A 25,924-nucleotide genomic window follows, 5' to 3' on the forward strand; every position below is an offset into this window, starting at 1 on the left:
GCTGGCACGCCGCACAGCCCCGTCTTTCCCGGTCTCTGACCGGTCCCCGCGACAGGAGTCACCGATGAAGCTGCGTTCTGTCCTGCCCGCTGTCGCCGCGCTGGCGTTGCTCGCCGCGTGCGCGCCCACCCAATCCGGTCCGGCCGCCTCGGGCGGAAATCAAACCGACGGCACGCTGAGAGTCTGGCTGTTCGACGAGGCGAACCGCGCGCCGAAGGAGGCCGCGGTCAAGGAAGCGATCACCGAATTCGAGGCCAACCACGCCGGCGTGAAGGTCGACGTGCAGTGGGTTCCGGTCGAAGGCCGCGCGGACAAGTTCTCCGGTGCGTTCAACGACCCGTCCAACGCCCCCGACGTCGCCGAATTCGGCAACACCGACGTCTCCAGCTACGCGCAGACCGGCGCGTTGTCCGACCTCACCAAGGACATCTCGAACTGGTCGGACGGCAAGGACCTGCTTCCGTCCGTAGTGGACACCGCCAAGGCGAACGGCAAGATCTACGGCATTCCCTGGTACACCGGCATCCGCGCGTTGTACTACCGCACCGATGTCTTCGCCGAACTCGGTCTCAAGCCGCCCGCGACGCTGGCCGAGCTGACCGAAGACGCGCGCAAGATCCGCGAGAAGAAGCCGGATCTGTACGGCATCGCCACCGGAGGCAAGTACACCTACGCGATGCTGCCGTTCATCTGGGCCAACGGCGGCGACCTGGCCAAACAGGACAATGGCAACTGGACGTCCACTGTGGACTCTCCGCAGGCCAAGGCAGGCGTCACCGCGTACGCGAACCTGATCAAGGACGACATCTGCCCGCCCGCGGCCTGCGCCAACCTCACCGGCACGCAGAGCGTCACCGCGTTCGCCGGCGGCAAGGCGGGCATGGTGATCGGCGGCGACTTCAACCGCAAGGCCGTCGAAAAGGGCGCGGTCAAGGGCAAGTACGCGATCATGCCGCTGCCCGGCACCACCCCGGGTTCGGTCGCGCCCGCGTTCGCCGGCGGCAACCTGCTCGGCGTGTTCGGCGCGAGCCAGCGCCACGGTCTCGCGGTGCAGTTCGCCGAGCTCCTGGCCGGCATCAAGTACCAGGAGAAGATGTACGCGGCGATGGGCAACCTGCCCACCCTCTCGTCGGTGCAGAAGAAGCTCGCCGCCAGCGACCCGACGCTGAAGGCGTTCGTGGACACCCTCAGCGCGGGCACGAAGTTCGTGCCGAGCACCCCGGCGTGGTCCAAGATCGACAGCCAGAACGTCCTGCCCACCGCCGTGCAGCAGATCGCGACCGGCGGCAAGGACGCGAACGCCGCGCTGGCCGACGCCGCCGCGGCGATGAACAAGAACTTCGGCTGACCCGTGGCCGCAGTCCGTTCCGCGACCGTCCGCCGCGACGGCCGCGCGGCCCTTCTGTACCTGCTGCCGGCGGGCGTCTTGCTCGCCGCGCTGCTGGTGTACCCGATTTACCAGCTGGTCGTGATCTCGCTCTACGACTACGGCCAACCGCAGGCGGCGGGCGCAGCCCCGCTGGTGTTCCTCGGCCTCGACAACTACGTCAGCCTGCTGGCCGACGTCCAGTTCTGGACGGTGCTCGGCAAAACGGTCGGGTTCGCCGCGGCCTGCGTGCTCGGCAGCCTGGTCGTCGGCACGGCGCTGGCCGTGCTGGCGAGCCGGGTCCGCGCGCTGCCGCGCATGCTGCTGTTCCTGGCTGCGCTCGGCGCGTGGGCGACCCCGGCGATCGCGGGCTCCTACGTCTGGCTGTTCCTCTTCGACACCGATTTCGGCCTGGTCAACGAGGTGCTCTCGGGCATCGGGTTCACCGGGATGGAGCACCATTCCTGGACGTTCGGCACCTTCGGCACGTTCGGGCTGGTCGCCGCCGAGGTGATCTGGTGCTCGTTCCCGTTCGTGATGGTGACGATGTACGCCGGGATCAGCGCGGTGCCGAAGGAGACGCTGGAGGCCGCCGCGCTCGACGGCGCGTCGGTGTGGCGCACCTCGTGGTCGGTGATCCTGCCCGCGGTGCGGCCGCTGCTCACCATCGCGACCGTGCAGTCGATCATCTGGGACTTCAAGGTGTTCACCCAGATCTACGTGATGACCAACGGAGGCGGCATCGCAGGCCGGAACCTGATCCTGAACGTCTACGCCTACCAGCAGGCGTTCGCCGGGCAGGAGTACGGGCTCGGCTCGGCGATCGGGGTCGTGATGACCTTGCTGCTGCTGTCGATCACCGGGCTCTACGTCCGGTCCCAGCGCCGGAGTGCCGCATGGCTCTGAAAGTGCGCCGCCCCGCGCGGCTCGTCGCCGAAATCGTGACCGTGGTGATCGCCGGGATCGTCGCGTTCCCGCTGTACTGGATGGTGCTCTCGGCGTTCAAGCCGGCCGGCGAAATCCAGTCCGCGCATCCGAAACCGTGGACGTTCGCGCCCTCGCTGGACAGTTTCCAGCGCGTGCTCACGGTGTCCGGATTCGGCCGGTACTTCCTCAACAGCCTCGTGGTCGCGGTCGTCGTGGTGCTGCTGTCCCTGGTGTTCTCGTTCCTGTCCGCGGTAGCGCTCACCCGGTTCCGCTTCCGCGGCCGCGGAGTGCTGCTGGTGATGCTGCTGGTGGCGCAAATGGTGCCGGTGGAAGCGCTGACCATCCCGCTGTTCTTCCTGATGCGCTCGGTCGGCGGCACGGTGCCCGCCTTCGGGCTCAACGAACTGGGCTCGCTCGTGCTGGTGCACCTGGCGTTCAGCCTGCCGTTCGCGATCTGGATGCTGCGCGGGTTCGTCGCCGCGGTGCCCGCCGAACTGGAGGAAGCGGCCACTTTGGACGGTGCGTCGCGGATGCGGTTCACCTGGCAGATCCTGTTCCCGCTCGTCGCCCCCGGGCTCGTGGCGGTGAGCGTGCTCGCGTTCATCCATGCGTGGAACGACTTCCTGTTCGCCAAGACGTTCATCATCTCCAAGACCGAAAACCAGACTCTGCCGCAGGCGATCCTGGTGTTCTTCAAACCGGAGGACACCGACTGGGGTGCCGTGATGGCCTCGTCCACCCTGATGACGATTCCCGTGCTGGTGTTCTTCGTGCTGGTGCAACGGAAACTCATCGGCGGGACGGCCGGGGCCGTGAAGGGATGACCATGTCCGGTTTCGCCGCCCTCCTCCCCCGTCCCGTGTCCGCGGAAGCGGTGCCCGGCACCTGCCCGTGGCCCGCTCCGGTCGAGGTCCGCCCGGGCGCGAACCTCCCCGCCGAGGGCTACCGGCTCACGATCGCTCCCGACGGCGTCACGCTCGAAGCAGCCGACGCCGCGGGCGAGTTCTACGGCCGCCAAACACTTCGCCAACTGGCCGGCCCGGACGCGTTCCGTGCCGCTTCGATCCACAATGGACCGGCCGAGCTGCCGTGCGGGACGATCACCGACCATCCGCGTTTCGCCTGGCGCGGCTGCCTTTACGACGTTTCCCGGCATTTCCGGACGAAGGCCGAGGTGCTGCGGTTCATCGATCTGCTGGCCGCGCACAAGCTGAACGTGCTGAACCTGCACCTCACCGACGACCAGGGCTGGCGGATCGAGACGCCGGAGTTCCCCCGGCTCACGTCCGTCGGCGGCTGGCGGAAATCGTCGATGGTCGGCAGGCACGACGGCCCGGAGCGCGACGGCCGCCCGCACGGCGGTTACTACACTGTGGACGATCTGCGCGAGATCGTCGCGTACGCCGCGTCGCGGGCGGTCACCGTGGTGCCCGAAGTGGACATTCCCGGACACGCCCGAGCCGCCATCACCGCATACCCGGAACTCGGCCCGGCCAGCGACACCCCTTGGGAGGTATGGACTTCCTGGGGCATCAGCACTTCGCTGCTCGACCCGTCGGAGTCCGCTCTGGACTTCTTCCGCACGGTTTTCGACCACGTGCTGGACATCTTCCCGTCGCAGGTGATCGCGCTCGGCGGGGACGAGGTGCCCGGCGTCACCGAGGCGCACCACCGGTTCGTCCGGGCGATCGCCGACCATCTCGTCGCGCGCGGCCGCACGCCGATGGGCTGGGACGAGGTCCTCGACGGCGGCGACCTGCCGGCGATGGTGATCGGCGTGTGGCAGGACCGCGAACGCGCCTCGCTGGCGGTGAAGGCCGGGCACGAGGTGGTGCTCTGCCCCGAGGACGGCGTGTACCTCGACCACCGGCAAAGCGACCACCCGGACGAGCCGGTCCCGGTCGGGTACCTCCAGGATCTCGAGCATTTCTACGGTTTCGAACCCGAGTCCGGACCGCACGTGCGCGGCGTCCAGGCGCAGCTGTGGTCCGAACACCTGGACACCGTGCGGCGGACGGATTACGCGGCGTTCCCTCGCTTGTCGGCGTTCGCCGAGGTCGCGTGGAGCAGCGGACCGCGCGACTACGCGGAGTTCCTGCCCCGGCTGCGGGACCACCACCTGCCGCGGCTGGACGCGCTCGGCGTGGAGTACCGGCCGCTCGACGGGCCGCGTCCGTGGCAGACCCGGCCGGACGCGCCGGGACGGCCTCGCTGAACGCGGATCAGACGGCCGACCGTTTCAGGATCACCGCGATGGGTTCTGCTGCTTGCCACCGCAGTCGTCGAATCGCTGCTGCGTGATTCAGGACATGATGTCATCTGATGACAGCGCGACTGCATCCTTTCCGAGGGCCGCTCCTGCTGCACATCATGAGGGAAATTGGGCCGTCTCCCATTATTTCAGGCACATTCTTCAAGATTTGTTCCAGCACAGGTGCCGCTTCGAGAATGGCAGCCCGATTTGCTTCTAGCTCGGATGAAGACGGCCGCTGGATGCGCTCCAGATTGCCGTCCAAGTCGCGGCACCAGTGCTCGCCTGCCGGATCGGTGAATGCCACCTCGGAGATATACGCTGTTCTCAAGGTACGCCCGGGATCAATGACTTTGCCCGAGCGCACGAGGTCTTCAAAAAGGTCGATCGCCTCGCTGGCGACCTGCTGTGGGTCCTCGGCAGGTCTTAGCCGCGGCAGGACGACCGGCGATGGCTCGACCGGCAGTTCGTCGCCTCTGACGTGGAACTGGACGGTGGCCACGACGTTGCGAATCGAGCCCGGGTTGCGGTTGATGTACATCATCCTCGGCTTGCCTGGGGCAGGCTCTCCCGTCCATTCGAGCCACAGATCGAATCTGGTCGCCATATCACGGGTACGTCGCGCAGTCTCGCGGCGTTCCGTCCGGATCGACCGCCGAAGAGCAAGACCAGCCAGCGCAGCACTCGCCGATGAGATCACCCACGGGATGGTGTCTGTCCACTGGAAACCCACGTCGCCCTCCCCTAAGCACGGGTTCACAGAGTGTGCATCCTACCAATCGTGGAGAGTTGATGCTCCCGATTGGCTTGCCGTGGAGTCGAGAACGATTTGCTCGACACTTGCGCGCGCGGTCAGCGACCGAACGGCCAGACTCACCAGGGTCTGGCCGCTCCCGCACTGCACCTGAGGCATCGCCAAGCCACGGAACAGATTGCTGGAGCCGTGATACGTACATAGCCCGGAATGCAGGGGTGATCTCCCCTGGCCGCCCTCGCCTTCCTTTGTCTACTCGCTAGTCAAGACCGGACCGAGTGGCGGCGCAGCGACGACAGCCTGCTCCTTCCCTGAACTAACGCACGGGTGGCAGAACCCAGGATGGACGGCTGAGTGCTCCGGCACGGCGGTGTCCGCCCACGGCGCTATATAGGCGAACTGGTGAGGCTTGCCCGACGGTGGGTGATAGGCCGGAAGTCCGACTAGTCACAACTCGGTGCGATACGCGGCAACGGCTTGACATCGGGCAACGACCTGAGGAGCTTGGCGTGCTGGCCTAAACATCTAGACCAGCACGCCAAGCTCTGATATATGCCGTTATACGCCTGTCGGCCCGAGGAACGTCCCGCCGGTCGCGTCCACGACCTGCCCGGTGACCCACCGCGCGTCCGCCGAGGCCAGGAACGCCACGATGTCGGCGATGTCGGCCGGTTCGGCGACCCGCCGCATCGCGGACGCCCCCGCCGTCCCCGCCCGCATCCGCTCGTCGGCGAACATGTGCGCGGTCCGGTCGGTCGGCGTCGGACCTGGGGCGACCCCGTTCACCGTGATCCCCCGCTGGCCGAGTTCCTGCGCCAGGCTGCGGGTGAACACGTCGAGCGCGCCCTTCGTCATGCTGTACGCCAGCTCGAACGGCAGCGCGATGCGCGTGTCCGCGGACGAGATGTTGACGATCCGGCCGCCGTCCCGCAGCACCGGCAGCAGGCGCTGCACCAAGAAGAACGGCGCCTTCACGTTCACCGCGAACACCTTGTCGAACTCCTCCGACGTCGCAGTGGTGATCGAGCCCGCGCCGGTCGCTGCGTTGTTGACCAGGATGTCGAGCGCGACCTCGCCGGTGCGTTCGCGCAGCTCCGCCGCGAGACGGTCGAACAGCGTCTCCGCGTCCCCGTCGACACCCAGCGTCGCCTGCACTGAGAACGCCTTGCCGCCGTTCGCCTCAATCGTCGCGACAGTCTCCTTGGCCGCCGCTTCGTCGCTGCCGTAGTGCACGGCGACCAGCGCGCCGTCGTGCGCCAGCCGCGTCGCGATGGCCCGGCCGATGCCCTTGCCGCCGCCGGTGACCAGTGCGGTCTTCTGCGTCATTTCTTGCTCCCCTTGAGTGGTGAACTTCGATGTCCACACTTTCGGGGAGGCCGCTTACCGGCCGCGCACGAAGCGCTGACGGGCCCGGTCAGCGCTCAGCCAGGCTTCAGCCGGTACCAGACCTCCGGCCGTCCGACCTGCCCGTATCGCGGTTCGCGCTGCGCCAATCCGTTGTCCGCCAAGTACTCCAGGTACCGCCGCGCGGTGACCCGGGACGCCCCGATCGCGCTCGCCGCACCGCCAGCGGACAGCCCTTCGCCCGCCCCGGCGAGCGCGTCGGTGATCGCGTCCAGCGTTTCCGCGCTCATGCCCTTGGGCAGCGGCGCGGACTCGGTGGTGCGCAGCGTGCCGAGCGCGCGGTCGATCTCCGCCTGCCCGGTGACCTCGCCGGACGCCTCGCGGAACGACGCGTAGCGCTCCAGCTTGTCCCGCAACGACGCGAAGGTGAACGGCTTCAGCAGGTACTGCACGACCCCGACCGAGACCGCCGCCTTGACCAGCGCGAGGTCGCGCGCGGAGGTCACCGCGATGACGTCGATCGGCAGCCCGGCCGCGCGCAGCGAACGGCAGACAGCGAGACCGTGCGTGTCCGGCAGGTAGAAGTCCAGCAGGACCAGATCGACGGGTTCGCGTTCGCAGAACCGCAGCGCCTCGCCGCCGGAATGCACCACGCCGGCGACGACGAATCCCGGCAGCCGCTCGACGTACAGCCGGTGCGCCTCGGCCGCCACCGGCTCGTCCTCCACCACCAGCACGCGGATCACGCCGACACCTCCTGCCTCGGCAACCGTACGGTGAAGACCGCGCCGCCGTCGCGTCCGACGTCGATGGTGCCGCCGTAACGCCGGACCGCCTGCACCACCAGCGCCAGGCCGAGGCCGTGCTCGTCCCCGGCCTTGGTCGACCAGCCCCGGCGGAACATCTCCCCCACCGCCTCCTCCGGCACACCCGGGCCGTTGTCCGCGACGCGCAGCAGCAGACCGTCCTCTTCGGACCGCGCGGTGACCACGACCGACGGCCGGGTGCCGGATTCCCGCACCACAGCGTCGATTCCGTTGTCGATCAGGTTGCCGAGAATCGTCACCAGATCCCGTCCGGCGACGCCGGGGCCGAGGTCGTCGATCATCGTGTCCGGCGTGATGGTGAATTCCACGCCCCGTTCGCTCGCCTCCGCGGCCTTGCCGAGCAGCAACGCGGCCAGCACCGGTTCGGCGACCGCGGTCATCACGCGGTCGGTGAGTTCCTGCGCCAGCGCGAGTTCGGCGGTCGCGAACTCCACGGCGTCCTCAGGACGGCCGAGTTCCACCAGCGACACGACCGTGTGCAGCCGGTTCGCGGCTTCGTGCGCCTGCGACCGCAACGCCTCGGCGAGACTGCGCGCCGTGGTCAGCTCGCCGGTGAGGGTCTGAAGTTCGGTGTGGTCGCGCAGGATCACGACGGTGCCCTGCGCGCGTCCGCCAGAGCTGACGAGCGTCGTGCTCACGACCAGCACCCGCGAATCGGTCAGGTGCAGTTCCTCGGTGCGGTTTTCCGGCGCGGTGAACGCCGCCGCCAGCTCCGGCGACAACCCCAGCTCAGCGAGCGGCTGCCCGACCGGGTCGCCGCTCAGCCCGAGCAGGGTGCGGGCGCCGTCGTTGCACAACCCGACGCGGCCGTCGCGGTCAACCAGCAGCACACCTTCACGGACCGAATGCAGTACCGCTTCGTGGTATTCGAACAGATTGCTCAGCTCGGCCGGAGCGATGCCGCGCGTCTGCCGCTTCAGCCGCGCGCTCACCAGCCAGCCCCCGCAGGCGCCCACCAGCAATACTGCCGCCGCGACGCCGAGCAGCGGCCAGACGCGCTCCTGCACCTCGGCCGAGATCGCCGCGATCGTGATGCCCACCGCGACGAGCGCGACCACCCGGTGGTTCACGTCGAACACCGGAACCACCACGCGCACCGACGGGCCGAGCGAACCGGTGTAGGTCTCGGAGACGACGCCGCCCTCCTGCGCCGCTTCGATGTGCCCGAGGAACCGCTGCCCGATCAACGCCGGATTCGGGTGCGTGTAACGGATTCCTTGCGGCGACATGATCGTCACGAAGTCCACTCGCGTGTCCACGAGCACCCGCTGCGCATACGGCTGCAGCGTCGCGGTCGGATCCGCGGTCGCGGCCGCCCGCGCGACATCCGGGGCGTCGGCGATCGAACGGGCCACCGCGAGCGACTGCTCCCCGGCCCGGTCGGTCGTCGTGCGCCGGGCGTCGAGATAGGCAATAGTGATGCCGCCGGAGACGAGCACGAGCAGGATCGCCAGCTGCAGCACCAGCAGCTGGCGGGCCAGGCTCCAGCGGCTCGTCCGGATCCGAGGTGTCGGGGGCACCCGCTCATACCAGCACACGCACGGGTCCGGCAACACTCCGGCGCCGCTGCCGGGAAGTCCACACCGGACAGACCCGCCGCGAACTCAATGAACACAACGGTGACGCCGGTCATATCCGCCCCGCATAGTGACCCGCGTTCCCCCCACCGAGCTGGAGGCAACGGTGCCGACACCGACCCCCGAAGCAGCCGCGCCCAAGCGCGACCGCACGCGTTACCTGTACCTGGCCGTGATCGCCGCCGTCGTGCTCGGCGTCGCGGTCGGGCTGCTCTGGCCGTCCGTCGGCAAGAGCCTCGCCCCGCTGGGCACCGGCTTCGTCAACCTGATCAAGATGATGATCTCGCCGATCATCTTCTGCACCATCGTGCTGGGCATCGGCTCGGTCGCGAAGGCGGCGAAGGTCGGCAAGGTCGGCATCACCGCGCTGGTCTACTTCATCGTGATGTCGACGTTCGCGCTCGCGATCGGGCTCGTCGTCGGCAACCTGCTGCACCCGGGCAGCGGCCTGCACCTCAACCCGGCCGACGTGTCGAAGGTGCACCAGCAGGCCGAAGGCGGCGAGGGCACCACCGACTTCCTGCTCGGCATCATCCCGAAGACCTTCGTGTCCGCGTTCACCGAGGGCCAAGTGCTGCAGACGCTGCTCGTGGCGCTGCTGGCCGGGTTCGCGCTGCAGAAGCTCGGCAAGCGCGGCGAGCCGATCCTGCGCGGCATCGAGCACATCCAGCGGCTCGTGTTCCGCGTCCTCGCGATGATCATGTGGGCCGCCCCGGTGGGCGCGTTCGGCGCGATCGCCGCGGTGGTCGGCGCGACCGGCTGGGGCGCGCTGCGCAGCCTGCTGGTGATCATGCTCGGCTTCTACCTCACGTGCCTGGTGTTCGTGTTCGGCGTGCTCGGCGCGGTGCTGTGGCTCGGCGCGCGGGTCAACATCTTCAGCCTGCTGCGGTATCTCGGCCGCGAATTCCTGCTGATCCTGTCGACGTCCTCTTCGGAATCCGCGCTGCCGCGGCTGATCGCGAAGATGGAGCACCTCGGCGTCAGCAAGCCGGTCGTCGGCATCACGGTGCCCACCGGGTACTCGTTCAACCTCGACGGCACCGCGATCTACCTGACGATGGCGACGCTGTTCATCGCCACCGCGCAGGACCAGCCGCTCGCGCTCGGCGAGCAGATCACGTTGCTGCTGTTCATGATCATCGCGTCGAAGGGCGCGGCGGGCGTGAGCGGCGCCGGCATCGCGACGCTGGCCAGCGGCCTGCAGTCGCACCGGCCGGAACTCGTCGACGGCGTCGGTTTCATCCTCGGCATCGACCGGTTCATGTCCGAGGCCCGCGCACTGACGAACTTCGCGGGCAACGCGGTCGCGACCGTCCTCATCGGATCATGGATGAAGGAATTCGACCGCGACCGCTCGCGCGCGGTGTTCACCGGCCAGGCCCCGTTCGACGAAGCGACCCTGGTCGACGAGAAACCGGCCGAGCCCGCTCAGCCCGCCCCGGCGAACGCCTGAGACCCAGTCCGCGCCCGGGCCCCTTCCCTCCGGGTGCGGACTGTTCGGCGCCGCGGCCGTGCACGTCCCCCGTGCGCACGGCCGCGGTGCCTTTCCAGGTCAGCAAGCAGTGCGGCCGTCGTAGCCCTGCCGCGAAACCGCGATCGCCTCGCGATGCCGTTCCGCCCAGTCGACCAGACCGGACAGCGAGTCGTACAGTTCGCGCGCCATGTCGGTCGCCTCGTACTCGACCCGCGGCGGCACCGTCGGGTAGACCGTGCGCGTCAGCAGGCCGTCGCGTTCCAGGTTCCGCAGGGTGAGCGTGAGCATGCGGCGGCTGATCCCCTGCACCGAGCGTTCGAGTTCGGTGAACCGCACCGGACCGCGCGTCGCCTCCAGCAGGATGCCGATCACCCATTTCCCGCTGATCCGGTTCACGACCTCCATCACCGTGCACACCGCGAATTTCGCCGGGTCGAAGTCCGTGGCCTCGTCGGTCACAGCGATGTTCCCCTGGGACATGAAAGTGCCTCCTTCCGCACCGTCCCATGGTCACACATGATGGGCACTGTAACAAGAGATGCCCTGGCTACGACCAGCGGAAACTCTCCCCTGTGCTCGTTATGGAGGACCTTGTCATGCCCGAAACCGCTCGGCATCGCGGCGCGGCGCTCGCCGTGCTGTCCGCCGCCTCGCTGATGGTGGTGCTCGACAGCTCGATCGTCGCGGTCGCCCTGCCGGTGATCCAGACCGACCTGGGCTTCAGCGCACCCGGGCTGGCCTGGGTGGTCAACGCCTACCTCGTCGCGTTCGGCGGCCTGCTCCTGCTTTCCGGCCGCCTCGGCGACCTGGTCGGCAGGCGGAAGGTGTTCCTCGTCGGCATCGTCGTCTTCACCGCCGCTTCGCTGGCCGCCGGGCTTTCCCCGAACGCGACCGCGCTGGTGGTCGCTCGGTTCGTCCAAGGCGTCGGCGGGGCCCTGACGTCAGCGGTCGTCTTGGGCATGATCGTGACGCTCTATCCCGAGCCGCGCGCCCGCGTCCGCGCGATCGGCGTTTACAGCTTCACCCAAGCCGCGGGCGCGTCGATCGGCATGGTCGCGGGCGGCGCGCTGACGCAAGGCCTCGACTGGCACTGGACCTTCTACATCAACCTGCCCATCGGCATTGCCGCGCTCGTCCTGACTCCGCTGGTTGTCGCGTCCGACCGCGGCCTCGGCTTGCGCACCGGCATCGACGTCCTGGGCGCGCTGCTGGTCACCGCCGGGGTGATGCTGCTGGTGCTGGGCATCGTGCAGGCAGGCGACGCCGGGTGGACGTTCCTGACCATCGGCACTCTCGTGCTGGCGGCCGTCCTGCTCGCACTGTTCCTGGTGCGCCAAGCCCGGACGCGAACCCCGTTGCTGCCACTGCGTTTGCTCCGCGTGCGCGCGATCAGCGGCGCCAACCTGACCATGGTCGTGATGGTCGCCGGGTTCTTGGGATTCCAGTTCGTCACCGCGCTGTACCTTCAGCAGGTCCTCGGTTTCGACGCCCTCACCACGGGTTTCGCCTTCGTCCCGACGCCGGTCATGATCGCCGCGTTCTCGCTCGGCCTCGCCGACTGGCTGAACAGCCGCTTCTCCCCGCGCGCGGTCCTGGTCGCCGGTCTGCTGACGACGTCGGTGGCTTTCCTTTACCTGACCCAAGTCCAGACCGCCGGCGGCTACGCATCGCACGTGCTGCCGTCGCTGATCCTGATGGGCGCCGGGGCGGGAATGGCGATCCCGGCGCTGATGGGCTTGGCGATGTCCGCGGCGACCCCCGACGACTCCGGCGTGACTTCGGGGTTGATCACCACGACCCAGCAGGTCGGCGGCGCGCTGGGAACCGCCGTGCTGGCGACCGCCGCCGCGACCCGGACTGCCGAGATGCTGGGCGGAGGCGCTTCCGAGAAGGAGGCGCTGGCGTCGGGATTCCGGGTGGCTTACGGCTTCAGCGCCGGGTTGACCGCTCTCGCCGCGATCCTCGCCGCGGTGCTCCTGGGCCGCCGATCCGCCGCGGCTCCCGCCGACACCGCCGCCGAACCAGTCGCGTCCTGACCTGACACCTCGTGAGTGGCGGCGCCGGTTCTAACCGGCGCCGCCACTCACGAGGTAACCGGCCAGTCCGTGGTGCCCGCGCCGCATCATCCACGCGTGGTTGGCGCGAAAGAACGGCCGGGCGATGACGTCCAGCCTCCGCAGCAACGGTTTCCGCACCCGAACGTGCTGCGTGATCTCCAGCCGGGAGCCCTCGCCGTCGGCGTGGATCGCCCCGGCGAGCATCCCGTCGAGGTCCCCGCTCAGCCGGACGCGCACCCGCAGGCCCGCCGCGTCCTGCTGCTCCCGGTGCATCGCGATGACGATCCGGTACGGCAGCCGGGAGCGGCAGACGATCTGGGCGGTGTCGCCGTCGACCTGGCGCACCGACTGGACGTCCGGCCACCACCGGGGATACGACTCGAGGTCGACGATCGCGTCGAACACCCGGTCCGGGAGAGTCGGCAGCCACCAGTCGCTCCGGAACGAGTACTCGGCGTCCGTCTTCTTCTCGAGGCTCACAGTCCGCCCCTCTCTCCCGATCAGCGGAACGCGTACTTGTCGATCTTGACCTGTGTTTCCTAGGCTGGCCATCCCTTGGGTACGCCGCCGCCTGAACCATCGAGGAGGCCTGCCGTGCCGACAGCCGCCCGAACCGCCCTGGCCGCGCTGCTGACCGCGACGCTAGTCGGCTGCGGCACCGCTCCGCCGCCGCCGGCCGCCCCCGCTTTCACCGCGACCCTCACCTCGCCCACGAACGTCGTCCTGCACTGGCCTGCCGACCCGGCCGCGGCTGGCTACCTGCTCGAATACGCCAACGCCGCCGGCGGACCGTGGACCGCGCTGCAGTACCTCCCGCCCGGCCAGACTTCTTATACCCACCCGGACCTGATCCCGGAAACGCCGTTCTACTACCGGATCCGGTCCTTCGCCGGTCCGGTGTCGGCGACCGTCACGGCGGGCAACACTGCTCCCTCCGGTGCCGCTGCCGCGCAATCCGCCCCGGCCGACCTCGCCGTGACCCCGGCCCCGGACCAGAACCTGCACTTCACCTGGACCGACCGCTCGACCGGCGAGGCCGGTTTCCTGCTGGAGATCCGCCGTCCGGGCACGCCGGACTTCGTCCCGGTCGAGGTAGCCGATCCCAACGCGACGCAATGCGCGCTGTCGCTCCTGCCCGGCGAACAAGGCTCGGCCTTCCGCCTCCGGGCCCTGTCCTACGGACCGCTCTCCCCCGTCGTCGAGCGCACGACCGGAAAGGACTGAAACTTCCGCCGCACAGCCGAAGAGCCGCCCGGCATGGCACCGGACGGCTCTTCCTGCTTCGAGTTCATCGCGGGCAGAACGCCACAACCCAGCCCACGGTCAGCGCCAGCACCGCTCTGCCGGCCCGGGGCCGCGATCGGGCCGACCGGCGACAGCATCGCGGCTATCGCCACGACCGGCAGGGCGCAGCCGCGGATCAGGCCGGCTTCAGCACCTGCGCGAGGAACTCGCCGGTGTAGCTCCCCTCCGTGGCTGCGACCTGTTCCGGCGTGCCCTCGGCGATGACGGTGCCGCCGCCGGAGCCGCCTTCCGGGCCCATGTCGACGATCCAGTCGGACGTCTTGATCACGTCGAGGTTGTGCTCGATCACGATCACCGTGTTGCCCTTGTCCACCAGCCCGTTGATCACGCCGATCAGCTTGCTGATGTCCTCGAAGTGCAGGCCGGTGGTCGGCTCGTCGAGGATGTAGACGGTCTTGCCGGTGGAGCGCTTCTGCAGTTCGCTCGCCAGCTTGACGCGCTGCGCCTCGCCGCCGGACAGGGTCGGCGCGGGCTGGCCCAGGCGGACGTAGCCGAGGCCGACGTCGACGAGGGTCTGCAGGTGCCGGTGGATCGCCTTGATCGGCTCGAAGAACTCGGCCGCCTCCTCGATCGGCATGTCCAGCACGTCCGACACCGTCTTGCCCTTGTAGTGCACTTCGAGCGTTTCCCGGTTGTACCGGGCGCCCTTGCACACCTCGCACGGGACGTAGACGTCCGGCAGGAAGTTCATCTCGATCTTGATCGTGCCGTCGCCCGCGCACGCCTCGCAGCGCCCGCCCTTGACGTTGAACGAGAACCGGCCCTGCTGGTACCCGCGGACCTTCGCCTCGGTGGTGGCCGCGAACAGCTTGCGCACGTGGTCCCACACGCCGGTGTAGGTGGCCGGGTTGGAACGCGGCGTGCGGCCGATCGGCGACTGGTCGACGCGCACCAGCTTGTCGACGTTGCCGAGGCCGTTGACCCGGGTGTGGCGGCCCGGGACCTGGCGCGCGCCGTTGAGCTTGTTGGCCAGCACCTGCGCGAGGATGTCGTTGACCAGCGTCGACTTGCCGGACCCGGACACGCCGGTGATCGACACGAGGCAGCCGAGCGGGAACGACACGTCGATGCCGCGCAGGTTGTGCTCGCGCGCGCCCACCACGGTGAGCTGCCGCTTCTTGTCGACCGGCCGCCGGATCGCCGGCACCTCGATCTGGCGCCGCCCGGACAGGTACGCGCCGGTGATCGATTCCTTGTTTTTCAGGATCTTCTTGTACGGGCCGCTGTGCACGATGTGCCCGCCGTGCTCGCCCGCGCCGGGGCCGATGTCGACCACCCAGTCGCTGGCCCGGATGGTGTCCTCGTCGTGCTCGACCACGATCAGCGTATTGCCGAGGTTGCGCAGCCGGGTCAGCGTCTCGATGAGCCGGTGGTTGTCGCGCTGGTGCAGGCCGATCGACGGTTCGTCCAGCACGTACAGCACGCCGACCAGACCCGAGCCGATCTGCGTCGCCAGCCGGATGCGCTGCGCCTCGCCGCCGGACAGCGTGCCGGACGCGCGGTCGAGCGACAGGTAGGTGAGCCCGACGTCGAGCAGGAAGCGCAGCCGCGCCTGGATTTCCTTGAGCACCGCGCCCGCGATCATCGCCTCGCGCGGGCCGAGCACCAGTTCGTCGAGGAACTCCGACGCCTCCGCGATGGACAGCGCGCACACCTCGGCGATCGACCGGTCGCCCTGCGTCGCGTGCTCCAGCGTGACCGCGAGGATCTCCGGCTTGAGCCGGGTGCCCTGGCATGCCGGGCACGGCACCTCGCGCATGTAGCCCTCGTACCGCTCGCGCATGTACTCCGAGTCGGTCTGCTCGAGGCGCCGCTCCAGGAACGGGATGACGCCCTCGAAGGCCGCGTAGTAGGAACGCTGCCTGCCGTACCGGTTGCGGTAGCGGACGTGCACCTGCTCGTCGACGCCGTGCAGCACCGCCTTCTGCACGCGCGCGGGCAGCCGCCGCCACGGCGTGTCCATGCGGAACCCGACCGCCTCCGACAGCGATTCCAGCAGCCGCAGGAAGTAGTCGGCGCTCTGCCCGCCCGCCCACGGCGCGATGGCGCCTTCGGCGAGCGACAGCTCGTCGTCGGGGACCACCAGTTCGGGGTCGACCTCCTTGCGGATGCCGATGCCGGTGCACTCGGGACACGCGCCGTAGGGCGAGTTGAACGAGAACGACCGGGGCTCGAGGTCCTCGATCGCCAGCGGGTGGCCGTTGGGGCAGGCCAGGTTCTCGGAGAAGCCGCGCACGCGGTGCGGGTCGTTCTCGTCGAGGTCGACGAACTCCAATTCGACCAGGCCGTCGGCCAGCCGCAGCGCCGTCTCCACCGAGTCGGTGAGCCGCTGCCGCGCGCTGGTCTTGACCGCGAGCCGGTCGATCACCACGCCGATCTGGTGCTTTTCCTGCTTCTTCAGCTTCGGCGGGTCGGTGAGCGGGTGCACCGTGCCGTCGACGACCACGCGCGCGTAGCCCTGCTGCTGCAGGTTCTGGAACAGGTCGAGGTACTCGCCCTTGCGCCCGCGCACGACCGGAGCGAGCACCTGGAACCGGGTGCCCTCGGTCATCTCCAGCACCTGGTCGACGATCTGCTGCGGGGTCTGCTTGCTGATCGCCTCGCCGCACTTCGGGCAGTGCGCCTTGCCGGCGCGGGCGTAGAGCAGCCGCAGGTAGTCGTAGACCTCGGTGATGGTGCCGACGGTCGACCGCGGGTTGCGCGAGGTCGACTTCTGGTCGATCGACACCGCGGGCGAGAGGCCCTCGATGAAGTCGACGTCCGGCTTGTCCATCTGCCCGAGGAACTGCCGCGCGTACGCCGACAGCGACTCCACGTACCGCCGCTGCCCCTCGGCGAAGATCGTGTCGAAGGCAAGGCTCGACTTGCCCGACCCGGACAGGCCGGTGAACACGATCATGCTGTCGCGGGGCAGATCGAGATCCACGCCGCGGAGGTTGTGCTCGCGCGCTCCGCGAACAACGAGGCGATCAGCCACGCCTTCGTCCCTTCCATCGTTCTGCTCGGTGGCCCGCCGGGAGATCCGGTGCCGGCGGACGTGCCCAGGGTAGGGACGACCACCGACAAAAACCGGACCGCACGTGTTCTGCCTGGGCTTTTCCGCTCTCCGGGGGCCGGGGGAAGCGGCCCGCGGCGGGGTCGCCGGACGCTGTCGGAGGCCCCGCGCGGCAGAGCGGATGCGCGGGCTGGCCCGGTTCCACGATACAGGTCGGCGAAGGCCGCCCGGCCCGGGTGCACGCCCCGGGAACCGGCGCGGGGCAGCGCCTTCCGGCCGGTTTCGCCAAAAGTGTCGGTCCCCGCCGCTACGTTCGGGGCGTGGCGAGCGAAGAAGCCGGAGCCGTGCGGATCTACGCGGCGGGGAAGGGCAGCGGCGACCCGGGACCGGGCGGCTGGTCCGCGGTGCTGGCCTACGGCGGCCATCGGAAAACCCTCGCCGGCGGGGCGGCGGACACGACTGCCGGCCGGATGGCGCTGACGGCCGCGGTGGAAGCACTCGAAAGCCTGAACAGGCCGGTCCGCGTGCACCTCTACAGCGACAGCGAGCATCTCCGCACCGCGCTGGACGGCCAGGGGTCCGACGACCTCCTCCCCCGGCTCCGCACCTGCGCCGACCGGCACGAGATCACCTGGCGGGCGGCCGGGGACCCGGCCGCCCGCGCCCAGCTCGCCGAACTGGCCGATCTCGCGACGGCGGCCCGCCCCTCCGGCCGCCCGCCCGCGCGGCCGGAGGACGACGAGTGCCGCCACGGCATGACGAAGGCCTACTGCGCCGATTGCCGCCAGATCGACGCCGGAGTGCTGCCGAACGGCTACCACACGGCGGGCGGCCACGCCTACCACAACGACGCCGATTGCTACTGGCTGCGCAGGGGCCAGCAGCGGCAGGAGCGGATGGGCCGCGACACCCACGAGATCGTCCGGATCGCCTGGGCGTCGGTGATCCCCGGCGAACTCGCACCGTGCGAACACTGCTGCACGACGGAATGGCTTCAGCGGAACCGCCGCGGCCGAGGGCTCAGCCGCTCTGCATGACGCACCGGACCCGGTCGAACCGGCCCCCGGCGAGGTCGTCCTCGCGGATCAGCCAGTACAGAACCCCGACGTCGCCCCACGTGAGGCCCGCGTCACCGTCGCTGTCGATCTGCGCGAGCAGGGCCCAGCGCACCGCTTCGTCCGCGAGATCCGACTCGCTCGCCTCTTCCGGCAGGACTGCCGCGGCGACCTCGTCCTCCGGCGGCCCCTGGACCGGCCACGAGCAGCCGCCGATCTGGTGGTACGGCGCGGCCGACGACTCGCGGAGCCGGTCGTAGAACTCCTCGGACCAGTTGTCCGGGTCGGAGAGCGGAAGCCCGTCGCGGGCGAGCGTGCGGCGCAGCACCTCCTGCTGGGAGTTCGGGAAGGTGCCGGCGATTTCCCCGGACAGCTCCAGCCGCGGATAGCTCTCGACGCCCTCCGGCGCGGCCCGTTCCGCGGTCTCCGTCCCGGCCGGGACGACCACGACGGCGCCGAGCGAGGTCAGGTCGACCGGGCCCTGCGCCTCGAACCAGTCGTCGCAGTAGAAGAACAGCAACGAACCGGACGCGGGCAACTCGATCCCGCCGGGCACGCGGGGCAGCGCCGCACAGTCCACGGCCGCGACGAAGTTCATCGGCAGCTCGCCGCGCCAGACTGGCCATTCCACGTCCGCGGGCAGCGCGGGATTCCCGCCGAGGCAGCCGACGCGCACGCCGTTCCCGCCGGTGTTCAGCCGCGCCGCGGGCCGGAAGAGGGTTTCCCACGCCTCGGCCACGTCCGGCGGAAGGTTCTCGCGCGCCAGCCCGGCGAGCGGGTCGATCCAAGAGGTCATGGGAAGATCTTGACAGCTGGCGCCGACAGAAACGGCCGCGTGGCCACCGCACGGGTGATCCGGCTACGGTGGGACCTCGTGAACATCGCCGACACGTACACCGGACACGTCGAACCGGGCGGCGACGCCGCCCGCCGGACGCTGGACGGGCTCACCATCACCAAGCTCTCCGTTGGCCCGATGGACAACAACGCGTACCTGCTCGTGTGCCGCGAGGAGAACGAAGCGCTGCTGATCGACGCGGCCAACGACCCGGAACGCATCTCCGACCTGATCGGCCACGGCCCCGACCGCCCCGCGCTGCGCACCGTCGTGACGACCCACCAGCACCCCGACCACTGGCAGGCACTGGGCGCGGTCGCCGGAGCGAACGGCGCGAACACCGCGGCGCACCCGCTGGACGCGGAACCGCTGCCGGTCCCCCCGGACTTCCTGGTCGAACACGGCGACACGCTGAAGGTCGGCTCGGTCACGCTGGAAGTGATCCATCTGCGCGGCCACACGCCGGGGTCGATCGCGCTGCTGTACCGGGACCCGAAGGGCCATGGGCATCTGTTCACCGGGGATTCGCTGTTCCCGGGCGGGGTCGGGAAGACTTCGTCGCCGGAGGACTTCGCCTCGCTGCTGGACGATGTCGAGGCGCGGATTTTCGATCAGCTGCCGGACGACACGTGGTTCTACCCGGGGCACGGGGACGATTCGACGCTGGGCGAGCAGCGGCCGCATCTGGCGGAGTGGCGCGAACGCGGCTGGTGAACCCCGTCGTTCAGCAACTCCTGACGCTGGCCGCGGTGCTGTTGGGCGCCGCGGCCTCGTTCACTGCGACGGCGCTGGTCGAACGCGGCAAGTGGCGACGCCAGTATTTGACGCGATGGGACGAAAAGCGGCTCAGCGCCTACGCCGAGTACGCCACCGCGCTGAAGTCATGCGCACAGTTGTCGTACCGGATCGCCGCGACCCGCGGCTTTCCGGCGGGCGCGCTCCCGGTAGACCTCGACGAGGGTTTGGCCGCCCTTGCCCAGGCTGAGAGCGAGCGTGCGACCAAATGGGAAACCGTGCTGCTTCTCGGCTCCCCGGCGGCCGTCGACGCCGGACGCCGCTGGCATGAGACCGTCTGGAAGCTCAGCTGGGTCGCCCGGGGCACAACGATGAGCCACGACGATTTCATCGGTCTCTATCACGCCATCGGAGCCAAGCGGGACGAGTTCTACGTGCACGCCCGGGCCGACCTGGATGTCCGCAGCGGACGCCTGCCGCTGCCCGATCGCGACTGGCTCCCGCCCGCGGACCGCGATCTCAGCGGATGACCGTCGTTTTGTCCCGTGTCGGCCGTGGCGATCCGGAAATCCCAAGCCCGCCAAGGGAATTCGACTACAACCGCGCGCGGCGTGTTGCCTAGCCACCCTCCGGCGAGTACTCAGGCGAGGGGTCAACTTTCGCAGCACGGATCGGGGGAGCGGCATGACAGCGCAGCTATGGTCACGGCGGACCTTGCTCAGCGGGGCGGCGAGCAGCGCGGCGCTGCTCATCGCCAGCTGCGCGGCCAAGCAGTCCAAAGCCATCGCTGCGGCACCGCCCGCTCAGCCTGGCGGGGCGCGCGTGATGATCATCCGGCACGCCGAGAAACCGTCCGGTTCGACTGGGCCGCAAGGGATTGACGTGAACGGCAGCCCCGATTCGCACTCGTTGACCGTCCGCGGCTGGACCCGGGCGGGGGCGCTCGTGGAGTTATTCGCCCCGGCGACAGGCGCCTACCGCACAGGGCTCGCCAAGCCGACCGCTGTCTACGCGGCTGGCGGCAGCGGTGGTGAGGGCACCCGGCCGCGGGAAACTGCTGGGCCGCTGGCAGAGCGGCTCGGCAAAACCGTCCTGACCACCTACGCCAAGGGCAGCGAGAGTGCGCTCGCCGCGGAGGTCGCCCGGCGGACTGAGCCGACGTTGATCAGTTGGCAGCACGAGGAAATCCCCGCGCTCGCGGCCGCGTTCGGGGTGACTGCGCCGCAAAAGTGGCCGGACGACCGGTTCGATGTCGTCTGGGTGCTGACCCCGGCCGGGTCCGGCTGGGCACTTTCTCAAGTGCCGCAGCTGCTCCTGGCCGGGGACAGCGCCGAGCCGATCAAATAGCTTACTGCCGCTCGTAAGGAATCTTCTCCCCCGCCTCCACCGCGAACGGCAGGTGATTCCCTTCAGGCGGCAGCGGGCACGTAGCGAAATCCGTGAACGCACACGGCAGGTTCACCGCCCGGTTGAAGTCCAGCGTCACCGTTCCGTCCGCGGCAGCCTCGGCGACCGGCAGGGAACGATTGGCCGCATAGGTGGTCACGCCGCTGGTCGCGTCGGTGAAGAGGATGCTGTAGCCGCCGGTCTTGCCGTTGAACGCAGTCAAAACATGCTCGACACCGTCGCGCTCGAAGACCACTCGGCCAGGCGCGGTGTAGACGTGCGACAGGCCTTCCACTACCGCCCCCACCGTCGTCGGCCGCGGTTCGTCGAACGGCTCGAAGCGGCCGGTCAGGACCCACGCCGGGTCGGGTTCGTACGCGGGGACCCCGCGGAAGTCATGCAGCACAGGGGCTTTCGGGTCGTGCACGCGGATCAGGTAGCCTGACCGGCGCGCGATCTCGATTTCCACCGAACCGGCCGTCACCCGGGTGCCCGCGCCGCTGTTCACCAGTTCGAAGCGGTGGACATCCGTCAGCAAAGCGCCTTCATGCCGCAGCTCCCCGCCGGCCGGGTCGACGTAGGCGGCTTCGGCGTCCTGCCACCATCGGCCGGGCAGGCCGGGGTACGTCCGGGGCGAATTCTCGAGCCAGTCGAGCGACACCAGCGCCAGCCAGCCGTACGGATCGGCCAGCGTCTTTTCCCGCTCCGCCTTCCAGTCCTGCCACGCCTGTGCGAACTCCACCGCCATGTCCGGATCCCTTCCGTGAGTGTCCAGGGCACAACACCGTCCCCGGCATGGCATTCCGGCTCCCAGCACGTGGGAACGGTAGGGTCGCCGGGTGGCGGAGCAGACGGAACAAGCCGTGGAGATCTACACCGACGGCGCGTGCAGCGGAAATCCCGGACCGGGCGGCTGGGGCGCGCTGCTGCGCTACGGCAAGCACGAGCGCGAGCTGTACGGAGCCGAGGACACCGTCACCACCAACAACCGCATGGAGCTGATGGCTCCGATCCGCGCGCTGGAAAGTCTCACTCGCGCGTCTGTGGTGCGGATCTACACCGACAGCACGTACGTCCGCAACGGCATCCTCCAGTGGATGCCTCGCTGGAAGAAGAACGGCTGGCAGACGCAGGCGAAGCAGCCGGTCAAGAACGCCGACCTCTGGCAGCGCCTCGACTCCGCCTGCGAGCGGCACGAGGTCGAGTGGCTGTGGGTCAAGGGCCACGCCGGGCTTCCGGAGAACGAGCGCGCGGACAAGCTCGCGGTCAAGGGATCGCAGGAAGCCGCCGCGGCCGGGGTGCGCCGGGCTCGCGGCTGAGTCTGCGGATCACGCCCGGCATTACCTGTTCGAGGAGATTCCACGGACCGGACCCGCGCGGTTTCACGAGGCGGCGGCGTCATCGTCTCGGTCAAGCGGGCACCGTCCGACAAAAAAATTCGTCTTGACAAGACAAATCATCGGAAGGCAAGCTCGGCAGCATCAGCAAGCCGAGAGGACAAGCCATGCCGAAGTTCACGACCGTCGCCCAGTACGTCGCCGCGCAGCCAGAAGCGCTCCGCGAGGTTTATGCCGACCTCCTGCCCGCCCTCGACCACGCGATGCCCGCACCGGCCGCGCTCTACCACGGCGCGCCCACCTGGAAGGCCGGCAAGAACCCGGTCTGCCTCGCGAAGGCGTACAGCTCATACGTCACGCTCGCCTTCTGGCGCGGCCAGCTTCTCGACGGCGACCTCGAACCGAGCGCCCGCGAGATGGCGCACGTCAAACTGCGCAGCGCGGAGGACGTCGACGCCAAGCAGATCACCGCCTGGGTGCGGCAGGCGCTGGCACTGGAGACAGAATCAGCGGCGTGACGAACCCCTGCCCCTGCGGGCTGCCCGAGCCCTACGCCGACTGCTGCGGCCGGTTCCACCGCGGCGACCAGCACGCCCCGACCGCCGAACGGCTGATGCGGTCGCGGTACTGCGCGTTCGCCGTCGGGGAGCCCGATTACCTCCTCGACACCTGGCATCCGGACACCCGCCCGAAGCGGCTGCGGCTCGATCCCGCCCAGGAGTGGACCCGGCTGGAGATCCTCGGCCAGACCGGCGGTTCGCTGCTGCAGAACGAGGGCACCGTCGAGTTCCGCGCGCACTACCGCTATCAGGGTCGCGACGATTCGCAGCACGAGAACAGCCGATTCGTCCGCGAGGGCGGGCGCTGGTACTACGTCGACGCACGCTAAGCGGAACCGCGGGGGAAAATCGGGCGAAAAGACCCCGTCGAGGTCTGTTCCCGGACGCCCGGGGCGGCTACGATCACCGGCAATCGTTAAGGAACTTTACTAACAATCGCCGCCGCCAGGAGCCCGAGGAGGACCGCTCGTGACCCCACGCCGGCCAAGAATGCCCGGACGGCTGTTAGCAGTCGCCGCCCTGACCGCAGCGCTGATCCCCGGACTCGCCGGGGCCGCCTCGGCCGGGCCGGAGCCCGGCCGGGCCGCGATCCCCGGCTATCTGATCCAGTCCTCGGCCAAGGTGTCCGACGACGCCTCGGTGTCGAAGCCCGGCTTCGACGCCAAGGGCTGGTACCCGGTCGGCTCGCAGTCGACGGTGTACGCCGGACTGCTCGCCAACGGCCGCTACTCCGACCCGTTCTACTCGACGAACATGAAGAACGTGCCCACCGCGGACTTCAAGGTCCCGTGGTGGTACCGGGCCGACATCAAGGTCGCCGACCCGACCCAGCGCACCTACCTCGACGTCAGCGGCGTGCTGTCCAAGGCCGACGTCTGGGTCAACGGCACCCGGGTCGCCACCAAGGACGAGGTCAACGGTCCCTACACCCGGCACGACCTCGACGTGACCAAGCAGGTCCACGAGGGCGTCAACAGCGTCGCGTTCAAGGTCTACCCGAACGACCCGAACAACGACCTGTCGATGGGCTGGATCGACTGGGCGCAGACCCCGCCGGACCAGAACATGGGGCTCGCGCGCGAGGTCCTCGTCCGGCACAGCGGGCCGGTCGCGCTCCGCGGCGCGCACGTGGTCACGAAGCTGAACGTGCCCGCGCTCGACCACGCCGACCTCACGGCGAAGGCCGACGTCCGCAACGACTCCGACTCCGCGGTCCGTGCCACGGTGTCCGGCACCGTCGCGGGCAAGCCGGTGAGCCAGGACGTTTCCCTTGCCGCGCACGAAAAGAAGACCGTCACCTTCCCGGTGATCGGCGTCGACAAGCCGCAGGTGTGGTGGCCCGCAGGCATGGGCGGCCAGCCGATGCAGCAGCTGGACCTGACCGCGACCGTCGGCGGGACCGCGTCCGACGCGAGCCGCTCCAGCTTCGGCATCCGCGACGTCAAGGCCCCGCTGAACTCCAGCGGCGGGCGGCAGTACGTCGTCAACGGCAAGCCGCTGATGATCAAGGGCGGCGGCTGGTCCCCCGACCTGCTGCTGCGCTGGGACGCGGGCCGGGCGGCGGACAAGCTCGCCTACGTCAAGAACCTCGGCCTCAACACGGTGCGGCTCGAGGGCCACATCGAACCCGACGCGTTCTTCGACCTCGCGGACCGGATGGGCGTGCTGACCATGCCCGGCTGGGAATGCTGCGACAAGTGGGAAGGCCAGGTCAACGGCGACGAGAAGGGCGAGCCGTGGACCGAGGCGGACTACCCGATCGCCAAGGCGTCGATGACCGCCGAAGCCGAGCGGCTGCGCGACCACCCGAGCGTGCTGTCCTTCCACATCGGCAGCGACTTCGCGCCCGACGCGCGGATCGAAAAGGGCTACCTCGACGCGTTGTCGGCGGCGGACTGGCCCGCGGCGGTGATCTCCGCGGCTTCGGCCAAGGCGTCGCCGAAACTCGGCCCGTCCGGGATGAAGATGAACGGCCCGTACGACTACGTCCCGCCGAACTACTGGTACGACAAGGCGCACAAGGACGCGGGCGGCGCGTGGAACTTCAACTCCGAGACCAGCGCCGGGCCGGACATCCCGACGATGGACACGCTCAAGCGGATGATGACGCCGGCCGAGCTGGAAACGCTCTGGAAGAACCCGGCCGCGCCGCAGTACCACCGCTCCGAGTCGGAGACCTTCGCCAACCTGAAGATCTTCGGCGACGCGCTGGCCGGCCGCTACGGCAAGCCGACCAGCCTGGACGACTTCGTCCGCAAGGCGCAGCTGGCGCAGTACGAGAACGTCCGCGCGGAGTTCGAATCGCACTCCCGCAACTTCACCGATTCGAAGGACCCCTCGACCGGGCTCATCTACTGGATGCTCAACAGCGGCTGGACGTCGCTGCACTGGCAGCTGTTCGACGCCTACCTCGACCAGAACGGCTCCTACTTCGGGGCCAAGAAGGCGAACGAGCCGCTGCACATCCAGTACTCCTACGACACCAAATCGGCTGAGGTGGTCAACTCCACCACGAAGAAGGCGTCCGGCCTGACCGCCACCGTCGAGCTCTTCAACACCGACGGCACGAAGAAGTTCTCGAAGACCAAGAAGGACTTCTCGGTCAACGGCGGCGGCGCGCACGCGAAGGCGCTCGACATCGGTTCGGTCAGCGGGCTTTCCTCGACCTACCTGGCGAAGCTGGTGCTCACCGATTCGGCGGGCAAGGAGGTCAGCCGGAACGTGTACTGGCTGTCCACCAAGGACGACAAGCTGAACTGGAGCAAGTCGGACTGGTACTACACGCCGACGTCGTCGTACGCGGATCTGTCCGGGCTGTCGAAGCTGGGCGCGGCGAAGGTGGGCGCCACGGCGACCTCCGCTCCGGGTCCGGACGGCACCACCGTCACCACGGTGAAGCTCACCAACACCTCGTCGGGCAAGACCCCGGCGTTCATGGTGGACGCACACATGGTGGACAGCGCGGGCACTCCGGTGCTTCCGGTCAGCTGGTCGGACAACCAGGTCAGCTTGTGGCCGGGCGAATCGGTGACGATCACCGCCACTTACCGCACGGCTGATCTGCACGGCTCCGCGCCGTCGGTGCGGGTCGCGGGCTGGAACACCGGAACGCAGACCGTACAAGACTAGGACTCGT

Annotated in this window: 24 protein-coding genes; 15 read left to right on the forward strand and 9 right to left on the reverse strand. The window is 69.1% G+C overall.

The window, feature by feature from the left end:
• The first annotated feature begins 64 nt into the window (after positions 1-64).
• From L3Q65_RS17650 to L3Q65_RS17665, 4 genes are read left to right on the forward strand one after another with little or no spacing between them, the layout of a single operon-like run.
• Positions 65-1,348, forward strand: a complete 1,284-nt coding sequence (locus tag L3Q65_RS17650; RefSeq protein WP_182895250.1) for an extracellular solute-binding protein — start codon at positions 65-67, stop codon at positions 1,346-1,348.
• A 3-nt stretch (positions 1,349-1,351) separates the two neighbouring features.
• Positions 1,352-2,272, forward strand: coding sequence for a carbohydrate ABC transporter permease (locus L3Q65_RS17655; protein WP_182895251.1), 921 nt, complete (start codon positions 1,352-1,354; stop codon positions 2,270-2,272).
• On the forward strand, positions 2,263-3,117 hold the full coding sequence (locus L3Q65_RS17660; protein ID WP_182895252.1) for a carbohydrate ABC transporter permease: 855 nt from the start codon (positions 2,263-2,265) through the stop codon (positions 3,115-3,117). The genes L3Q65_RS17655 and L3Q65_RS17660 overlap by 10 nt, the downstream gene beginning before the upstream one ends.
• 2 nt (positions 3,118-3,119) lie before the next feature.
• Positions 3,120-4,508, forward strand: coding sequence for a beta-N-acetylhexosaminidase (locus tag L3Q65_RS17665; RefSeq protein WP_237600278.1), 1,389 nt, complete (start codon positions 3,120-3,122; stop codon positions 4,506-4,508).
• Between the two features lie 100 nt (positions 4,509-4,608).
• On the opposite strand, the gene L3Q65_RS17670 is transcribed toward L3Q65_RS17665, so the two are convergent.
• The 4 genes from L3Q65_RS17670 to L3Q65_RS17685 all read right to left on the reverse strand — a co-directional run bounded on the left by L3Q65_RS17670 (position 4,609) and on the right by L3Q65_RS17685 (position 8,989).
• Positions 4,609-5,277, reverse strand: a complete 669-nt coding sequence (locus L3Q65_RS17670) for a hypothetical protein (protein ID WP_237600279.1) — start codon at positions 5,275-5,277, stop codon at positions 4,609-4,611.
• Between the two features lie 579 nt (positions 5,278-5,856).
• Positions 5,857-6,624 carry an SDR family oxidoreductase gene (locus L3Q65_RS17675; RefSeq protein WP_237600280.1) on the reverse strand — a complete coding sequence of 256 codons (768 nt, stop codon included), beginning with the start codon at positions 6,622-6,624 and terminating at the stop codon, positions 5,857-5,859.
• A 95-nt stretch (positions 6,625-6,719) separates the two neighbouring features.
• Complete coding sequence (locus L3Q65_RS17680) at positions 6,720-7,388, reverse strand: response regulator (protein ID WP_067582155.1); 669 nt, start codon at positions 7,386-7,388, stop codon at positions 6,720-6,722.
• Positions 7,385-8,989, reverse strand: a complete 1,605-nt coding sequence (locus L3Q65_RS17685) for a sensor histidine kinase (RefSeq protein ID WP_237600281.1) — start codon at positions 8,987-8,989, stop codon at positions 7,385-7,387. The genes L3Q65_RS17680 and L3Q65_RS17685 overlap by 4 nt, the downstream gene beginning before the upstream one ends.
• Positions 8,990-9,152: 163 nt before the next feature.
• Between L3Q65_RS17685 and L3Q65_RS17690 the strand changes: the two genes are divergently transcribed.
• Positions 9,153-10,499, forward strand: coding sequence for a cation:dicarboxylate symporter family transporter (locus L3Q65_RS17690; protein ID WP_182895258.1), 1,347 nt, complete (start codon positions 9,153-9,155; stop codon positions 10,497-10,499).
• 99 nt (positions 10,500-10,598) lie between these two features.
• Here the strand turns inward: L3Q65_RS17690 and L3Q65_RS17695 are convergent, their stop codons facing one another.
• Positions 10,599-11,000 (reverse strand): helix-turn-helix domain-containing protein, encoded by a 402-nt coding sequence (locus tag L3Q65_RS17695; protein WP_182895259.1) that lies wholly within the window; start codon positions 10,998-11,000, stop codon positions 10,599-10,601.
• A 116-nt stretch (positions 11,001-11,116) separates the two neighbouring features.
• Here L3Q65_RS17695 and L3Q65_RS17700 point away from each other — a divergent pair, with 116 nt between their 5' ends.
• A complete protein-coding gene (locus tag L3Q65_RS17700; protein WP_237600282.1) occupies positions 11,117-12,556 on the forward strand; it encodes an MFS transporter in 1,440 nt (479 codons plus the stop codon).
• Between the two features lie 30 nt (positions 12,557-12,586).
• Here L3Q65_RS17700 and L3Q65_RS17705 read toward each other — a convergent pair whose 3' ends face one another.
• Positions 12,587-13,057, reverse strand: a complete 471-nt coding sequence (locus tag L3Q65_RS17705) for an SRPBCC family protein (RefSeq protein WP_237600283.1) — start codon at positions 13,055-13,057, stop codon at positions 12,587-12,589.
• 114 nt (positions 13,058-13,171) lie between these two features.
• Between L3Q65_RS17705 and L3Q65_RS17710 the strand changes: the two genes are divergently transcribed.
• A complete protein-coding gene (locus tag L3Q65_RS17710; RefSeq protein WP_182895262.1) occupies positions 13,172-13,801 on the forward strand; it encodes a fibronectin type III domain-containing protein in 630 nt (209 codons plus the stop codon).
• A 196-nt stretch (positions 13,802-13,997) separates the two neighbouring features.
• On the opposite strand, the gene uvrA is transcribed toward L3Q65_RS17710, so the two are convergent.
• Complete coding sequence (uvrA, locus tag L3Q65_RS17715) at positions 13,998-16,859, reverse strand: excinuclease ABC subunit UvrA (RefSeq protein WP_237600284.1); 2,862 nt, start codon at positions 16,857-16,859, stop codon at positions 13,998-14,000.
• A gap of 338 nt (positions 16,860-17,197) precedes the next feature.
• On the opposite strand from uvrA, the gene L3Q65_RS17720 reads away from it, so the two are divergent.
• Complete coding sequence (locus tag L3Q65_RS17720) at positions 17,198-17,914, forward strand: RNase H family protein (protein WP_237600285.1); 717 nt, start codon at positions 17,198-17,200, stop codon at positions 17,912-17,914.
• On the opposite strand, the gene L3Q65_RS17725 is transcribed toward L3Q65_RS17720, so the two are convergent.
• Positions 17,898-18,728 (reverse strand): YwqG family protein, encoded by an 831-nt coding sequence (locus L3Q65_RS17725; protein WP_237600286.1) that lies wholly within the window; start codon positions 18,726-18,728, stop codon positions 17,898-17,900. The genes L3Q65_RS17720 and L3Q65_RS17725 overlap by 17 nt on opposite strands.
• A gap of 78 nt (positions 18,729-18,806) precedes the next feature.
• On the opposite strand from L3Q65_RS17725, the gene L3Q65_RS17730 reads away from it, so the two are divergent.
• From L3Q65_RS17730 to L3Q65_RS17740, 3 genes are all read left to right on the forward strand, one after another.
• Positions 18,807-19,484: an MBL fold metallo-hydrolase gene (locus tag L3Q65_RS17730; RefSeq protein WP_182895387.1), complete on the forward strand. Its 678-nt coding sequence runs from the start codon at positions 18,807-18,809 to the stop codon at positions 19,482-19,484.
• Complete coding sequence (locus L3Q65_RS17735; RefSeq protein WP_237600287.1) at positions 19,481-20,035, forward strand: hypothetical protein; 555 nt, start codon at positions 19,481-19,483, stop codon at positions 20,033-20,035. Before L3Q65_RS17730 ends, L3Q65_RS17735 begins: the two co-directional genes overlap by 4 nt.
• A gap of 154 nt (positions 20,036-20,189) precedes the next feature.
• A complete protein-coding gene (locus L3Q65_RS17740; protein ID WP_237600288.1) occupies positions 20,190-20,852 on the forward strand; it encodes a hypothetical protein in 663 nt (220 codons plus the stop codon).
• Position 20,853: 1 nt separating this feature from the next.
• Here the strand turns inward: L3Q65_RS17740 and L3Q65_RS17745 are convergent, their stop codons facing one another.
• The gene (locus L3Q65_RS17745; protein ID WP_237600289.1) at positions 20,854-21,639 is read right to left on the reverse strand and encodes a DUF1684 domain-containing protein; all 786 of its coding nucleotides are present in this window, start codon (positions 21,637-21,639) and stop codon (positions 20,854-20,856) included.
• A gap of 91 nt (positions 21,640-21,730) precedes the next feature.
• Here L3Q65_RS17745 and rnhA point away from each other — a divergent pair, with 91 nt between their 5' ends.
• The 4 genes from rnhA to L3Q65_RS17765 all read left to right on the forward strand — a co-directional run bounded on the left by rnhA (position 21,731) and on the right by L3Q65_RS17765 (position 25,917).
• The gene (gene rnhA / locus L3Q65_RS17750) at positions 21,731-22,210 is read left to right on the forward strand and encodes a ribonuclease HI (protein ID WP_182895266.1); all 480 of its coding nucleotides are present in this window, start codon (positions 21,731-21,733) and stop codon (positions 22,208-22,210) included.
• Positions 22,211-22,395: 185 nt separating this feature from the next.
• On the forward strand, positions 22,396-22,746 hold the full coding sequence (locus tag L3Q65_RS17755; RefSeq protein WP_237600290.1) for a DUF1801 domain-containing protein: 351 nt from the start codon (positions 22,396-22,398) through the stop codon (positions 22,744-22,746).
• Positions 22,743-23,117, forward strand: coding sequence for a YchJ family protein (locus L3Q65_RS17760; protein WP_182895268.1), 375 nt, complete (start codon positions 22,743-22,745; stop codon positions 23,115-23,117). Before L3Q65_RS17755 ends, L3Q65_RS17760 begins: the two co-directional genes overlap by 4 nt.
• Positions 23,118-23,277: 160 nt before the next feature.
• Positions 23,278-25,917, forward strand: a complete 2,640-nt coding sequence (locus tag L3Q65_RS17765; protein ID WP_237600909.1) for an exo-beta-D-glucosaminidase — start codon at positions 23,278-23,280, stop codon at positions 25,915-25,917.
• The last annotated feature ends 7 nt before the right edge of the window (positions 25,918-25,924 follow it).

The sequence above is a fragment of the Amycolatopsis sp. FU40 genome (assembly GCF_021903635.1).
GTDB lineage: Bacteria > Actinomycetota > Actinomycetes > Mycobacteriales > Pseudonocardiaceae > Amycolatopsis > Amycolatopsis dendrobii.